This window comes from Pseudomonas sp. ADAK2 (assembly GCF_012935755.1).
GTDB lineage: Bacteria > Pseudomonadota > Gammaproteobacteria > Pseudomonadales > Pseudomonadaceae > Aquipseudomonas.
In genome coordinates, this window is the sequence record NZ_CP052862.1 from 5,088,040 (window position 1) to 5,102,250 (window position 14,211).

Consider the following 14,211-nt stretch of genomic DNA (forward strand, 5'->3'; position numbering starts at 1 on the left):
GCCCGCGATGACGGCAGATCAGTCACCGCAAAGATCAGGCCTTAGGCATCGTCGCCAACATCGAAGGCCGCTGGCTCACCTGAAAAAACCACTCGGCCAGCTTCGGATTCGCCGTGCGCCATTCCAGATCGGGATGGCGCAGGTCGAGGTAACCCAAGGCACACGCCACGCTGATCGCCGCCACATCGAAATGACTGGTCAGCTCGGCAATCGCATCCGCTTCCAGCAACGCCAAGGCGCGGCGAATCTTCTCGCGCTGGCCATCGAGCCACTCGTCCCAATGTTTCTCCGGGGCTCGCAGCGCTTGTTCGTAGCGAATCATCACCGCAGCGTCCATGATCCCGTCGGCCAGGGAGGCCAGGGTCAGGCGCCGCCAGCGGGCCGGGCCGTCACGCGGAATCAATGGGTTGCCGACGTGCTGGTGATCGAGGTAATCAAGGATTACCCGGCTGTCATGGATGACGTTGCCATCGGCCAGGCGCAGGGCCGGGATCTTGCCCAGCGGGTTGTCTTCGCACAGCGCCAGGTCCGGGCTGACCGGCGTCAGTTGGCTGGCTTGCAAGGCCACGCGGTCGGTCTGGCCAGTCTCGTGCAGCAGCACCGTGACTTTGCGAACGAAGGGCGAAGCGGGGTTGTGGAACAGGGTCATGCTCGGGGCGGACATGGCAGCGTCTCGATCGGTGGCAGTGCCGGGCAGCATAGCGTGTTACTCCGATAGCTCAAGATGACAAGGGTTTTAGTGCCGTTTCAGCAATCCGCGCAGGGCCAGGGCCGCAGGAATGCCCAGCCCCAGCCAGCTCAACGCATCCCATACGCCATCCCCCAGCAGCGCGGAAAACAACCCGGCAGCGCTGAGCAATGCAATCACTGTCGGCGTGGCGAAGACTTTCCAGAAGTTCGACTGTCTGGGCTTCATGCCGGGCGCTCCGCTTTGTCGAGCAGCGGTTTCGCCGCTTTGCGCCGCACCACCCACAAATACACCCCGCTGCCGAGCACGATGATGGTCAGCACATCCAGGGTTGCCCAGAGGATTTTCATCGGCATGCCGCCGTAATCACCGAAGTGCAGCGGCTGCGACATGCCCATGGCGTCCATGTACCACGGACGCTCGGCCACGGCGGTGACTTGCAGGGTGCTGGCGTCGATCAGCACCGGGGTCAGCAGGTGCGAAGTCAGGTGCGTGCTGCCTTTCATGAACACCGCGTAATGGTGTTCGCTGGAAAAGCGCGTGCCGGGGAAGGCGATGAAGTCCGGTTGCATGCCCGGCGCGACTTCCTGGGCAATGTCGAGCAGCCGGGTGGCCGGTGCCAGTCGGGTCAGCGGCGGCGCATCGCGATAGGGCGCGACCATCGCGCTCAGGCTGTCATTACGCCACGCGGCGATCAGCAGGTCGGCGCAAGCGCTGATTACACCGGTCACGCCAACCACCAAGGCCCAGGTCAGGGTCACCACGCCAATCAGGTTGTGCAGGTCGAGCCAGCGCAGGCGGGTGGATTTGTTCTGGCGCACGGTGGCGAATTTCAGGCGACGCATGAACGGCAGGTACAGCACCGTGCCGGACACGATGGCCGCCACGAACATGATCCCCATGAACGCCAGCAACAATTTGCCCGGCAGCCCGGCGAACATGTCTACGTGCAGGCGCAACATGACCATCATCAACCCGCCGTTGGCCGACGGCATCTCCAGCGCTTCGCCGGTGCGGGCGTCGAGCATGAAGGTATGCGACGAGTTCGGTTCGGTGCCGGCAGTTTTCGCCATGATCGCGATCACGCCGTTGGGGTCTTCATCGTCGTAGCCGAAATACTGCATGACCTCGCCCGGCCGATGCTTTTCAGCCGCCGCCACCAACTGCTGCAAATTCAGCTGTGGCGTATCGGCCGGCATGACTTTCAGCTCGGCGGCATCGCCCAGCAGATGGTCGATCTCGTGATGGAAGATCAGCGGCAGGCCGGTCAGTGCCAACATCAGCAGGAACACCGTGCAGATCAGGCTGGTCCAGGTGTGGATGCAGGACCAGCGGCGAATTGTTTTACTTTTCATTTCATGGCCTTCAGAAATACCAAAGCCGTCCTCGAAGGACGGCTTGGGTCTTGGAGCGTATCAGCTCAGGCAATTACCACTTGTAAGAAGCACTGGCGACGACGCTGCGTTGGTCGCCGTAGTAGCAGTAGAAACTGTCACAGGTGGAGATGTAGTCCTTGTCGAACAGGTTGGTGGCTTTGACCGCGACTGATACACCTTTGAGGCTATTGTCCAAACGGCCGAGATCATAATGAACCGAGGCGTCGAACACCGTATAGGCGTCCGCCTTGCCCAGCCAGGTGTTGGCCTGGTCGCCGTAGGTGTTGCCGGTGTAGCGAACGCCGGCACCGATGCCGAGGCCATCCAGCACGCCGGCGTGCCAGGTGTAATCGGTCCACAGCGAGGCTTGCTGGTTAGGGATCAGTTGCAGGCGATTACCCTTGAAATTACCTTTTTGCACTTCGGACTTGGCCAAGGTGTACGCGGCGATGATTTTCAGGTTGTCGGTCACGTCGGAAACGGCTTCCAGCTCAAGGCCTTTGACTTTCACTTCACCGGTCTGGCTGGTGATCGACACGTTGTCCGAGTTGGTCGTGGTGACGGAGACGTTTTTCTGGGTCAGGTCGTAGACCGCGGCGGTCAGCAGGGTGCTGCTGCCTGGAGGCTGGTACTTGATGCCCAGTTCCCACTGTTTGCCTTCCGTCGGTTTGAACGACTCGGTCGGCGAGGCGGTGGCTTTGCTGGTGGGCTGGAACGACTCGGCATAGGACAGGTAGGGCACGAAACCCGAGTCGAACACATAGCTGATCGCCGCGTTGCCGCTGAATTTCTTGTCCCGTTCGGTGTTAGTGGCATCGCCCTTGTTGAAGAACGTGGTGCCGGTGTGAACCCAATCCTCGCGCCCGCCCAGTGTCAGGCGCCATTGGTCGAGGGCCATCTGGTCCTGAACGTAGATGCCGGTCTGGTAAGTCTTCTGGTCGTAGTCGTAGAACGCGGTCGAGCGGGCTGGACGCACGATGGGCTGGCCGTAGATCGGGTTGTTGACGTTGGTGGTCAGGCCGTCGCCGAAGATCGAGGTGTAGTTGGTGTTGGTGCGCTGGTGATCGAGGCCGATCAACAGGGTGTGGCGAATGTCGCCAGTTGCGAAATCGCCCTGGAAGTTGTTGTCTACGGCGAACTGGCTGATGTCTTCGTCGGTACTGGTGCTCGAACGACCCACATTGCCATCGGCGTCGACCTGGGTGAACGGATACGCGCCCGGGGTCAGGGCCTGGAAGGACAGGTCCGACTTGGTGTAGCGCAGGTTCTGCTTGAACTGCCAGACATCGTTCAAGCGATGTTCGAAGGCATAGCCCAGTGCGTAGTAGGTGCGGTCGTAGTATTCCCAGTCCGGGTCGCCCAGGTTTTTGTGATGGGAAATGTCGCCAAGCGGCGAACGGATCTTGGTGCCTTGCACCGGCAGGAACTGGCTGGTGATGCCGGTATCGTCGCGGGTGAATTGCGTCAGCAGGGTGAACTTGGTGTCCGGGTCGATGTTCCAGGTGAGGCTGGGCGCGATGTTGTAACGCTTGTTATCGACGTGATCGACCTGCGTGCCGCTGTCGCGTACGACGCCGCTGACGCTATAGAGAAACTGGCCTTCATCATCGATTTTGCCGGTGCTGGCGAAGTTGATCTGGCGATGGTTATCGCTGCCGTATTGCAGTTCGATCTCGTGGCTGGCTTCGGCGCTGGGGCGACGACTGACCATATCGATCAGGCCGCCCGGTGGGGTCTGGCCATACACGGACGAGGCTGGGCCACGCAGCAGGGCCAGGCGATCGAGGTTCCAGGTTTCCTGTTTCGGGTTGGCGTACACCCCATTTGGCAGCGGCAAGCCGTCGAGGAATTGGGTCGGCTCGAAACCGCGTACCCGCAGCCAGTCGGCACGCGTGTCGCTGCCGTAGCTGCTGGCGACAATGCCGGGCATGTAGCGCACGGCATCATCGATGTTCTGTACGTTGCGGTCGTCCATTTGCTCGCGGGTGGCGACCGAAATCGAACGCGGCGCTTCGACCAGAGCGGTGTCGGTCTTGGTGCCAGCGGCGGTGCGGGTGGCGAGGTAGCCGGTCGCCGGGCCCCAGGCACTTTCAGCATTCTCCACACCAATAACGGAAGTTTCAGGCAAGGCCATCACGCCCTCGGGCACGGCCACCAGGCTGTAGGTGCCGGTGCTGCTCTGTTCCAGTTGCAGACCGGTGCCGCGCAAGGCTTCACGCAGGGCGGCGGTCGCGTCGAACTGGCCTTTGACCGGCGCCGAGGTCTTGCCCGCTGCCAACGATGGATTCAGCGACAACGCCAGGCCGGCCTGGCTGGCGATCTGGTTCAGGGTGCTGGCCAATGGCGCGGCCGGCAGGTTGTAGGCGCGAACGCTGGACGCCTGTTCAGCGGCGATCAGTTGGCTGCTGGCCAGGGGGGCACAAAGGGCAATGGCGGCCGCCAGCAAACTGGGGCGCAACAAGGTGTCGAGCGAACGGGACATACAGCGGCTCCTGAATGGAAATATTTCTCAATTGCCTAGGTGCCGAACGAGACTGCAAAAGTGATAGGGCTGGATGAAAATAATTTCGATTCAGTAACAGATGATCGTTCCCGCGCTCCGTGTGGGAATGCAGCCCGTGACGGCTCCGCGTCACATGCCGAAGCGGACGCGGAGCGTCCAGTGAGGCATTCCCACGCAGAGCGTGGGAACGATCAGTGACTTCAGGGTTTAACGTCAGCCTTCGCCACCGTCACCCACCACGCCGTGTGCTGTTCAATTTGCACCGGAAGTGTCGGCAGCAGCGCGCTCAAGGCCTTGTCGGTGTCGTGCAACGGGAAGCTGCCGGTGATGCGCAGGTCGGCAATCTCCGGCGCCACGCCCAGATGCCCGCGGCGGTAGCGACCGAGTTCATGCACCAGGTCTTCCAGGCGCGCGTTGTCGACGACCAGCATGCCGCGGGTCCAGGCATCGGCGCCGAGGTTGAGCGCGGCGATCGGGCCCAGGCCATTACTGCGCATCAACACTTGCTGGCCTTCGCGCAAAATCTGTTCTTCGGGGCTCGACTCGGGATGGGCCGCCACTGCCGACTTCAAAACGCTCAGGCGCGTGCCTTCCTCTTCGCGCTTGACCAGGAACCGCGTGCCCAAGGCACGCATGCTGCCTTCGCGGGTTTCGACGATAAACGGCCGGGAATCGCCATGGCCGGTTTCGACGAGGATTTCGCCTTCCTGAAGAATGATCCGCCGCTGCTTCTCATCGAAGCGCACATCCACCGCACTGTGGGTGTTGAGGTTGATCACGGTGCCGTCGGCCAGGCGCAGGGTGCGTTGCTCGCCGGTGGCAGTGCGTTGGTCGGCCAGCCAATAGTCGAGGGGCAAGTAACGATCACCGGCGAACAGCGCCAAACCGATCACCGCGACAACGCTGGCCAAGCCGCTGCCGAGCTTGCGCACGCGCCGCCGAATACCTTCGCGCGATTGCAGCAACGCCGTGCGGGCCGGGCCGCTGGCGACGCTGAAACGCTGGTCGAGCATGCCCAATTGGCGCCAGGCGCGGGCGTGTTCTTCGTGGGCGGCGTGCCATTTGGCGAACTCTTCGCGCTCGATCGGGCTGCCGGAATCCAGGGACAACTGCCAGGCAATCGCGGCATCCAGCACTTGGGCCGACACGGGTTTGGAACTGACTGGGTTCATACCGGCTCCCCGTACAGCGCGATGTAGCACTGGCGAATGCCTTGGGCCAGATACTGGCGCACCCGCGGCACCGAGACGCCGAGTTTCTCGGCGATGTCGGCGTGGCTCAGGCCATCGAGGCGGTTATAGAGGAAAGCCGCCCGGGCCTTGCTCGACAGTTTGCCGAGCAGGCGGTCGATGGCCTTGAGGTCTTCGAGGATCATTTGCTGCTCTTCCACCGACGGTTGTTCGCCTACGGGGATCAGCATCAGTTCGGTGAGGTAGGCCTGTTCCAGCGCGGCGCGGCGGAAATAATCGAACAGCAGGCCCTTGGCGATCGCCACCAGGAACGCCCGGGGTTCGCGCGGTTCATTGAGTTCATCCCGGCCGAGCAGGCGGACAAAGGTGTCCTGGCTCAGGTCTTCGGCCCGTTGCGGGCAGGCCACGTTGCGTCGCAGCCAGGCCAATAGCCAACCGCGATGGTCGCGATATAACGCACCAACGAGCTCGCTGTGGGGGCCTTGGACTGACGACACGTAGCATCACCGATTGGGAAGTGTTAACTAACGAGAATTGTTCGCGATTGTGGCAGGAGCGGAGGAGGGAAGCAATTGGCGTTGGTCGGGAGACCGCAGCGAGGGAACCCGTAGGAGTGAGGCTTGCCCACGAAGGCGCCAGAACAGATGCCGCCGATTCAGAACGAAGGCGCCCGCTGCCGTCGTTTCCACTGGCTGATCCGCTGCTGGAGATTCAACGGACTATGAATCTGCTGCTGCCGCGCCCGGCTGAACAAAATCAACGCCAACTCCGCCGTGGCCAACGCATCGGCACTGGCGTTATGCCGTTCGAAGACTTCGAGCTTGAACCAGTCGATCCACTCATCCAGTCCGGCCTCGCGGATATTCGCCTGCGGACAGAGCAGCGGCGCGATGTCCGCCACGTCTAGAAACGGATGCTGCAACTTGTAGCCCAGATGATCTTTCAGCGCCCGCCCAAGCATGTGCTGATCGAACGGCGCATGAAACGCCAGCACCGGACTGTCGCCCAAAAATTCCATGAACTCCAGCAGCGCCTCGGCCGGGTCGCTGCCGGCCGCAATCGCGCTAGGCCCCAGGCCATGAATCAACATGCTCGGCGCCAGCTTCATATCGACGCATTGCAGCGTGCGTTCAAATTGCTGGCTGAAATCGATCGCGCCATCCTCGATCACCACTGCGCCGATGGACAGCACCCGATCCTTGTTCAGGTTCAGTCCGGTGGTTTCCAGGTCCAGCACCACCCAGCGCTGTTCACGCAAACTGCATTCGCGCAGCTCGGCGCCAAGCGGCAAGCGTTGCCGGCGTAGTTGCAGGTCCTCGGCCAGCAGCGGGGTAGCAGGGCGCAGCCACGAAAACAGGCTCATAGCTGATACCGCAGAGTCAGGCTGCTTTGCAGGCGTTGGGCCTGGCGCAGGGATTCACGCAGGATGCGCCGGTCCAGATGATTGAGGCTGTCGGGATCGACGCGGTTGGAGTAGGGCAAGTTCTCCCGGGTCTGTAGCTGATGTTGCTGCATGCGGGTTTGCTGGATGAAGTGATAGGCCTCTTCGTATGCCGCACCGTCCAGCCGATCGATGATTTCTTTTTCTACCAATTGCCGGAAGCGCTCCTGGGTGTTGTTGGCTTCGATGCCATTGGCCAGGGCCAGCAAGCGGGCGCCGTCGACAAAGGGCGTGAGCCCCTGGACTTTCAGGTCCAGCGTGGCTTTCTCGCCATTCTTGCGCGCCAGCACGAACTCGCGGAAACGTCCTACGGGCGGACGATTGCGCAACGCGTTCTCGGCCATCATCCGCTGGAACAAACGGTTATCCGCCACTTGATCGAGAATGCCTCGACGCAGTTGTTCGCAGCCTTGCTCGTCGCCCCAGACCACTCGCAGGTCGAAATAGATGCTCGAACCCAGCAGGTTCTCCGGCGTCGCCTCGCGGATAAACGCTGCAAAGCGCCGCGCCCATTCGGCCCGGGACAAACACAGCTCGGGGTTGCCGGCCATGATGTTGCCCTTGCACAGGGTGAAGCCGCAGAGCGCCAGGCTGTGGTTGATCTGTTGGGCGATGGGCAGCAGCTTGCCGCGAATCTCGGCGGCATGCGCCGCGTCGCGGGCTTCGAACAGAATGCCGTTGTCCTGGTCGGTGTGCAGCGTCTGCTCGCGGCGGCCTTCGCTGCCGAAACACAGCCAACTGAATGGAATGCCGGGGTCGCCCTTTTCGGCGAGGGTCAGCTCGATCACTCGGCACACGGTGTGGTCGTTGAGCAACGTGATGATGTGCGTGATTTGGGTCGAGGATGCACCGTGAGCCAGCATGCGCTCGACCAGTTGGCCGATCTCGCCGCGCATCGCCACCAGGTTGTCGACTTTCTGCGCGCTGCGAATGGTCCGTGCCAGGTGCACCAGATCGACCCGTTGCAGGGAAAACAGATCGCGCTCGGACACCACGCCGCACAGGCGTTGATCCTTGACCAGGCAAACGTGAGCGATGTGCCGTTCGGTCATGGCAATCGCCGCGTCGAAAGCGCTGTGGTCCGGCGACAGGAAAAACGGCGCGCGGGTCATGTGCCGTTCGATAGCTTCATTGAAATCGTTGGTGCCTTGCGCCACCACATGGCGCAGGTCGCGCAGGGTGAAAATCCCCAGTGGGGCTTTGTGCTCGTCCACGATCACGATGCTGCCGACCTGCTGCTCGTGCATCAGGGTCACGGCTTCGCGCAGGGGCGTGGTCGGGCTGCACGTCACGGGGTGACGCATCGCCAGTTCGCCTAGCCGGGTGTTTAGCGAGTATTGCGTGCCGAGGGTTTCCACGGCTTTTTGCTGGACCTGCTGGTTGACCTGATCCAGCAGGCTGCTTACCCCTCGCAGCGCGAAGTCGCGGAACGTATTGGAGAGGGCGAACAGCTTGATGAAGGCCAGTTTGTTCAGTTGCAGGCAGAACGTATCTTCAGCCGCCAAGTGCTCAGTTCGGGTTGCCCGTTCACCCAGCAGCGCGGCAAGGGGGAAGCATTCCCCAGTGGTGATTTCGAAAGTGGTTTCGGTACCACCCTTGGCCGTGTGCGGACGCTCGCCCACCACCCGGCCTTGTTTGACGATGTAGAAATGCTCAACCGGGCCGTCAGCGGGTTTGATAATGCTGTCGCCGGGAGCATAAAAACGCAGCTGGCATTGCTCCACCAGATAGGCCAGGTGGGCGTGCTCCATCTGATTGAAGGGCGGGAAGCGCTGGAGGAATTGCAAAGTGCCCTGGATGTTCTGCAATACCGCGGTTTTCCCTGCCTGGGTGAAGGCATCCGCTTTACTCATAACTATTACCGCAGTCTTTTTTGAATTGTTGTTGTCGGATCGTTCAGCCATGGTCGGCCCCTGCGCACAGAGTGCCCATTGGACGTAAGTCTAGGTCGGCGGTGCATTTGGCTATATTTCGGATATGCCCTACACAGATAGTGGGAAAACGTCTCACTTTTACTCTAGGCAAAATATCCGACGAAGTGCACATTGAAGCTCTGCTTAGCGATGTCTGACCACTGTGCTAGGGGATTGATTTGAAAACGTAGAGAAAGCCATGTCCGACCACGATATTTTGAGTGACGCCGAGCGCGAGGCGCTCAGTGCGATCATGCTGGAACCTGATCTGCCGCCGCAGCGGGTGTTGATCGTCGACGACGATAAGGACGCCAGGGAGCTGCTATCGGAGATTCTTGCGCTGGACGGCATTCGTTGCATGACCGCTGCCAGTGGTGAGACCGCACTCAAGATGCTGGACGAGAAGCCCGCGATTGGCCTGGTGATTACCGATCTGCGGATGGGACATGTGGACGGCCTGGACTTGATCCGCCAAGTGCGTGAGTCGGTCCGGGCGGCGATGCCAATCATCATCGTGTCCGGCGATGCCGACGTGAAGGATGCGATTGCTGCGATGCATTTGAGCGTGGTGGATTTCCTGCTCAAGCCGATTGATACCGGCAAGTTGCTGGCGTTGGTCAAGCATGAGTTGGGGATGGAGCCCTGACCGCGATCGTTCCCACGCTCCGCGTGGGAACGATCTGAAACAAAAAAGCCCTGATCGAAAGATCAGGGCTTTTTCATGTCCGGCATCAGCGCTCAGTTACAGGCCATTGGCAGCCTTGAACTCGCGACGACGACGGTGCAGCACCGGCTCGGTATAACCGTTCGGCTGCTTCGTGCCTTCGATCACCAGTTCGACCGCCGCCTGGAAAGCGATGTTGCTGTCGAAGTTGGGTGCCAGCGGACGGTACAGCGCGTCGTTGGCGTTCTGACGGTCAACCACCGGCGCCATGCGCTTGAGGCTTTCCAGCACTTGCTCTTCGGTGACGATGCCGTGACGCAGCCAGTTGGCGATGTGCTGGCTGGAAATACGCAGCGTCGCACGGTCTTCCATCAGGCCGATGTCATTGATGTCCGGCACTTTCGAACAACCCACGCCCTGGTCGATCCAGCGCACCACGTAGCCAAGAATGCCCTGGGCGTTGTTGTCCAGTTCGTTCTTGATCTGTTCCGCAGTCCAGTCAGGTTTGACCGCCAGCGGGATGGTCAGGATGTCGTCCACCGAAGCGCGGGCACGTTTGGCCAGTTCGGCCTGACGGGCGAACACGTCAACCTTGTGGTAATGCAGCGCATGCAGTGCAGCGGCGGTCGGCGAAGGCACCCAAGCGGTGTTGGCGCCGGCCAGTGGGTGAGCGATTTTCTGTTCGAGCATCGCCGCCATCAAGTCGGGCATGGCCCACATGCCTTTACCGATTTGCGCGCGACCTTGCAGGCCGGTGCTCAAGCCGATGTCGACGTTCCAGTTCTCGTAGGCGCCGATCCACTTCTCAGCCTTCATGTCAGCCTTGCGCACCATCGGGCCGGCTTCCATGGAGGTGTGGATTTCATCGCCCGTGCGGTCGAGGAAACCGGTGTTGATGAACACCACGCGCTCGCTGGCGGCCTTGATGCAGGCCTTGAGGTTGACCGTGGTACGGCGCTCCTCGTCCATGATCCCGACTTTCAGCGTGTTGCGCGGCAGGTTGAGCACGTCTTCGATGCGCCCGAACAGCTCGTTGGTGAACGCGGCTTCTTCCGGGCCGTGCATCTTCGGCTTCACGATATAGACCGAGCCGGTACGGCTGTTCTTGCGCGAGTTGTGGCCGTTGAGGCTGTGGATCGCGGCGAGGCACGTCACCAGACCGTCGAGGATGCCTTCCGGCACTTCGTTGCCATCCTTGTCGAGGATCGCGTCGATGGTCATCAAGTGGCCAACGTTACGCACGAACAACAGCGAGCGACCGTGCAGGCTCAATTCCTTGCCATCGACGCCGGTGTAGGTGCGGTCGGCGTTCATGGTGCGGGTAAAGGTCTGACCGCCCTTGGAGACTTCTTCCGACAGATCACCCTTCATCAGGCCAAGCCAGTTGCGGTAGATCACCACTTTGTCATCGGCATCGACGGCGGCGACGGAGTCTTCGCAGTCCATGATGGTGGTCAGCGCGGCTTCCATCAGGATGTCTTTGACGCCGGCGGCGTCGGTCTGGCCGACCGGGGTGCTGGCGTCGACCTGGATTTCGAAGTGCAGGCCGTTGTTCTTCAGCAGGATCGCGGTCGGTGCCGAGGCATCGCCGTGGAAACCGATCAACTGGGCGTCGTTACGCAGGCCGGTGTTGCTGCCACCTTTAAGGGCCACCACCAGTTTGCCGTCAACGATCTTGTAGCCAGTGGAATCGACATGAGTGCCGGCCGCCAAGGGCGCCGCTTCGTCGAGGAAGGCACGAGCGAAGGCGATGACCTTGTCGCCGCGGACCTTGTTGTAGCCTTTGCCTTTTTCCGCGCCGTCCGCTTCGCTGATGGCGTCGGTGCCGTAGAGCGCGTCGTACAGCGAACCCCAACGGGCGTTCGAGGCGTTGAGCGCAAAACGCGCATTCATCACCGGCACCACGAGTTGCGGGCCGGCCATGCGGGCGATTTCGTCATCGACGTTTTGCGTCGTTGCCTGGAAATCGGCCGCTTCTGGCAGCAGATAACCGATGTCTTGCAAGAAGGCTTTGTAGGCCACGGCGTCGTGTGGTTGACCGGCGCGGGCTTGATGCCAGCCGTCGACACGCGCCTGGAAATCATCGCGTTTGGCGAGTAGGGCTTTGTTCTTCGGCGCTAGGTCATGAATGACCTTGTCGGCACCGGCCCAGAACTTATCGGCGGTGAGGCCGGTACCGGGAATGGCTTCGTTGTTCACGAAGTCGAACAGGACTTTGGCGACCTGCAGGCCACCGACTTGAACGTGTTCAGTCATTGCTTGCCTCACTCTGCTCAGCTATTTCGCTTTTCAGCTCTTCAATTTTGACAATGAAGCCTCTGGCCATTTAAACCACAAACCCGTGCGCCAGTACATGCCCTTGCGGGCGGCTGGGTTCGGTCCAATCAACGGCTTGGAGGCCTTGCTGACGGGGCTTTCAGGGTTGCGAGTGTGCCGGTGGCAAACATCGATCCAACGTTATGTAGTGCGCGCTGCGGCATACTACATGATGAATTGCGCTTGTAAAAATTAGACTAATTACGTCGTTCTGCGACCCCATGACGCATTGCAGTCATGTCGGGGAACGGGATGTTCTCAAAAAAGTATTGGATTGTTCCAGTTAAATATAAAAACTTGTACACGATTTGTTTTTTGTCGGTGACATTGGCGGTGCTTCATTCGCGGGCAAGCCTCGCTCCTACAGGTTTTGCGCGATCCTTGTAGGGGCGGGGCTTGCCCGCGAAGGCGTCGGCCGATTCAACGCCGCAACAACCCGTGCCTATACTTCTTTTTCTATAACAAAAGAGGGCTGCGCCATGGACCACCTCGTACTCACCGTATTTGCGCCGGACAAGGCAGGGCAGGTCGAGCGCATTGCCCAATGCATTGCCGAGCACGGCGGCAACTGGCTGGAAAGCCGCATGTCGCGCATGGCCGGGCAGTTCGCCGGGATTCTTCGGGTGGGCGTGCCGGCCGAAGCCTACGACGAACTGGTCGATGCCCTACAGGCGTTGTCCGCCCATGGCATTCGCGTGTTGATCGCGGAAAGCGGCATCGAGCAATCCTGCACCTGGAAGCCGATCGCCATGGAACTGGTGGGCAATGACCGGCCGGGGATCGTGCGCGACATCACGCGGTTGTTGAGCGAGCAGGGGGTGAACCTGGAACGGCTGGTCACCGAAGTACGTCCGGCACCGATGAGCAGCGAGCCGCTGTTCCACGCCGAAGCTATTCTCGCGGTGCCGCTGACCTTGTCGCTGGACGTCCTGCAATCGCGCCTGGAAACCCTGGCCGACGACTTGATGGTTGAATTGGTGCTGCGCAGCGAACCCTGACACAGGGTTATCCAAGTTATACGTGCACCTGCCTGTGGATAACCTGTAGAGACACCCCGCCAGGCCACGCCGGCCGGGGATCTTCAGGATCTGATCAAAAAACCAGCAGTTTCAACAAGTTGCGCACAAACAGCGGGGATCACGCTGTGGATAACCTTGGGAAGGATTGATGCAGGCCACGAAGAACGTGGCCTGTAGAGAATTGTACGTTTTTTGATCAGTTGCGCCGGCGCATGCTGATCACCGCATCAACGCTGTAAATCGCCAGGCCGGCCCAGATAAACATGAACGCCACCAACGTGCTGGACGACAGGTGTTCATCAAACAGCAGAACGGCTTGCAGCAAGACCAGCGTCGGCGCCAGGTATTGGAGAAATCCCAAAGTGGTGTAGGGCAAATGCCGCGCGGCGGCGTTGAAACATACCAGCGGCACCAGCGTCACCGGGCCGGCCGCCACCAGCCACCAGGCTTCGGAGGTGGTCCAGAACGCCGGTTGCGCACTGGCCGCCGACGGGTTGAACAACAGCCAGGCGACGGCAATCGGCACCAGCATCCAGGTTTCCACCACCAGCCCCGGCAACGCCTTGACCGGCGCCTGTTTGCGGATCAGTCCGTAGAAGCCGAAAGTCAGCGCCAGCACCAGCGACACCCAGGGCAAACTGCCGACCTGCCACACCTGTTGCGCCACACCAATCGCGGCCAGCGCCACCGCCAGCCATTGCATGCGCCGCAGCCGTTCGCCGAGGATCAACATCCCCAGCAGCACGTTCACCAGTGGATTGATGTAGTAACCGAGGCTGGCTTCGAGCATGCGCCCGTTGTTCACCGACCACACGTAGGTCAGCCAGTTGGCCGCGATCAGCGTGCCGCTCAAGGCCAGGATCGCCAGGCGTTTGGGGTTGTCGCGCAACTCGCGCCACCAGCCCGGATGCTTCCAGACCATCAGCAACAAGCCACCGAACAGCGCGGACCAGAGCACCCGGTGGATGATGATTTCTACCGCCGGCACCGAGGCGATGGCTTTGAAGTAGAGCGGGAAAAGTCCCCAGATGATGTAGGCACTCAGGCCCAGGATGTACCCGCGACGCGGGTTGGCGGCTTGCATGCAGAGTCCTTGCTTAG

The 14,211-nt window shown here is 60.9% G+C and carries 12 protein-coding genes; 2 read left to right on the forward strand and 10 right to left on the reverse strand.

From position 1 onward, the window contains the following. Nucleotides 1–34: 34 nt before the first annotated feature. The 8 genes from HKK52_RS23325 to HKK52_RS23360 form a co-directional block, all read right to left on the reverse strand. A complete protein-coding gene (locus tag HKK52_RS23325) occupies nucleotides 35–664 on the reverse strand; it encodes a glutathione S-transferase (protein WP_169372769.1) in 630 nt (209 codons plus the stop codon). A gap of 72 nt (nucleotides 665–736) precedes the next feature. Further along, nucleotides 737–916 carry a hypothetical protein gene (locus tag HKK52_RS23330; RefSeq protein WP_169372770.1) on the reverse strand — a complete coding sequence of 60 codons (180 nt, stop codon included), beginning with the start codon at nucleotides 914–916 and terminating at the stop codon, nucleotides 737–739. After that, entirely contained in the window at nucleotides 913–2,043 is a 1,131-nt protein-coding gene (locus HKK52_RS23335; RefSeq protein WP_169372771.1) for a PepSY-associated TM helix domain-containing protein, read from the reverse strand. The genes HKK52_RS23330 and HKK52_RS23335 overlap by 4 nt, the downstream gene beginning before the upstream one ends. A gap of 73 nt (nucleotides 2,044–2,116) precedes the next feature. Next, entirely contained in the window at nucleotides 2,117–4,546 is a 2,430-nt protein-coding gene (locus HKK52_RS23340) for a TonB-dependent siderophore receptor (RefSeq protein WP_169372772.1), read from the reverse strand. 221 nt (nucleotides 4,547–4,767) lie between these two features. Then, a complete protein-coding gene (locus HKK52_RS23345; RefSeq protein ID WP_169372773.1) occupies nucleotides 4,768–5,739 on the reverse strand; it encodes a FecR domain-containing protein in 972 nt (323 codons plus the stop codon). Next, nucleotides 5,736–6,254 carry an RNA polymerase sigma factor gene (locus HKK52_RS23350; protein ID WP_169372774.1) on the reverse strand — a complete coding sequence of 173 codons (519 nt, stop codon included), beginning with the start codon at nucleotides 6,252–6,254 and terminating at the stop codon, nucleotides 5,736–5,738. The genes HKK52_RS23345 and HKK52_RS23350 overlap by 4 nt, the downstream gene beginning before the upstream one ends. Nucleotides 6,255–6,412: 158 nt before the next feature. Further along, nucleotides 6,413–7,120 carry a 3'-5' exonuclease gene (locus HKK52_RS23355; protein ID WP_169372775.1) on the reverse strand — a complete coding sequence of 236 codons (708 nt, stop codon included), beginning with the start codon at nucleotides 7,118–7,120 and terminating at the stop codon, nucleotides 6,413–6,415. Beyond that, nucleotides 7,117–9,051: a DUF294 nucleotidyltransferase-like domain-containing protein gene (locus HKK52_RS23360; RefSeq protein ID WP_169372776.1), complete on the reverse strand. Its 1,935-nt coding sequence runs from the start codon at nucleotides 9,049–9,051 to the stop codon at nucleotides 7,117–7,119. The genes HKK52_RS23355 and HKK52_RS23360 overlap by 4 nt, the downstream gene beginning before the upstream one ends. A gap of 259 nt (nucleotides 9,052–9,310) precedes the next feature. Between HKK52_RS23360 and HKK52_RS23365 the strand changes: the two genes are divergently transcribed. Continuing rightward, complete coding sequence (locus tag HKK52_RS23365; RefSeq protein WP_169372777.1) at nucleotides 9,311–9,757, forward strand: response regulator; 447 nt, start codon at nucleotides 9,311–9,313, stop codon at nucleotides 9,755–9,757. A gap of 96 nt (nucleotides 9,758–9,853) precedes the next feature. On the opposite strand, the gene HKK52_RS23370 is transcribed toward HKK52_RS23365, so the two are convergent. After that, entirely contained in the window at nucleotides 9,854–12,031 is a 2,178-nt protein-coding gene (locus tag HKK52_RS23370; RefSeq protein WP_169372778.1) for a malate synthase G, read from the reverse strand. A 539-nt stretch (nucleotides 12,032–12,570) separates the two neighbouring features. On the opposite strand from HKK52_RS23370, the gene HKK52_RS23375 reads away from it, so the two are divergent. Beyond that, nucleotides 12,571–13,089, forward strand: a complete 519-nt coding sequence (locus HKK52_RS23375; protein WP_123410579.1) for a glycine cleavage system protein R — start codon at nucleotides 12,571–12,573, stop codon at nucleotides 13,087–13,089. Nucleotides 13,090–13,306: 217 nt separating this feature from the next. Here the strand turns inward: HKK52_RS23375 and rarD are convergent, their stop codons facing one another. Then, complete coding sequence (gene rarD, locus HKK52_RS23380) at nucleotides 13,307–14,194, reverse strand: EamA family transporter RarD (RefSeq protein ID WP_169372779.1); 888 nt, start codon at nucleotides 14,192–14,194, stop codon at nucleotides 13,307–13,309. Nucleotides 14,195–14,211: the final 17 nt, after the last annotated feature.

Bases quoted from the DNA above. Each gene is read 5' to 3' on its own strand.
- rarD (WP_169372779.1), bottom strand. From the start codon at position 14,194: ATGCAAGCCGCCAACCCGCGTCGCGGGTACATCCTGGGCCTGAGTGCC.
- HKK52_RS23335 (WP_169372771.1), bottom strand. From the start codon at position 2,043: ATGAAAAGTAAAACAATTCGCCGCTGGTCCTGCATCCACACCTGGACC.
- HKK52_RS23355 (WP_169372775.1), bottom strand. From the start codon at position 7,120: ATGAGCCTGTTTTCGTGGCTGCGCCCTGCTACCCCGCTGCTGGCCGAG.
- HKK52_RS23330 (WP_169372770.1), bottom strand. From the start codon at position 916: ATGAAGCCCAGACAGTCGAACTTCTGGAAAGTCTTCGCCACGCCGACA.
- HKK52_RS23345 (WP_169372773.1), bottom strand. From the start codon at position 5,739: ATGAACCCAGTCAGTTCCAAACCCGTGTCGGCCCAAGTGCTGGATGCC.
- HKK52_RS23365 (WP_169372777.1), top strand. From the start codon at position 9,311: ATGTCCGACCACGATATTTTGAGTGACGCCGAGCGCGAGGCGCTCAGT.
- HKK52_RS23340 (WP_169372772.1), bottom strand. From the start codon at position 4,546: ATGTCCCGTTCGCTCGACACCTTGTTGCGCCCCAGTTTGCTGGCGGCC.
- HKK52_RS23370 (WP_169372778.1), bottom strand. From the start codon at position 12,031: ATGACTGAACACGTTCAAGTCGGTGGCCTGCAGGTCGCCAAAGTCCTG.
- HKK52_RS23375 (WP_123410579.1), top strand. From the start codon at position 12,571: ATGGACCACCTCGTACTCACCGTATTTGCGCCGGACAAGGCAGGGCAG.
- HKK52_RS23325 (WP_169372769.1), bottom strand. From the start codon at position 664: ATGTCCGCCCCGAGCATGACCCTGTTCCACAACCCCGCTTCGCCCTTC.
- HKK52_RS23360 (WP_169372776.1), bottom strand. From the start codon at position 9,051: ATGAGTAAAGCGGATGCCTTCACCCAGGCAGGGAAAACCGCGGTATTG.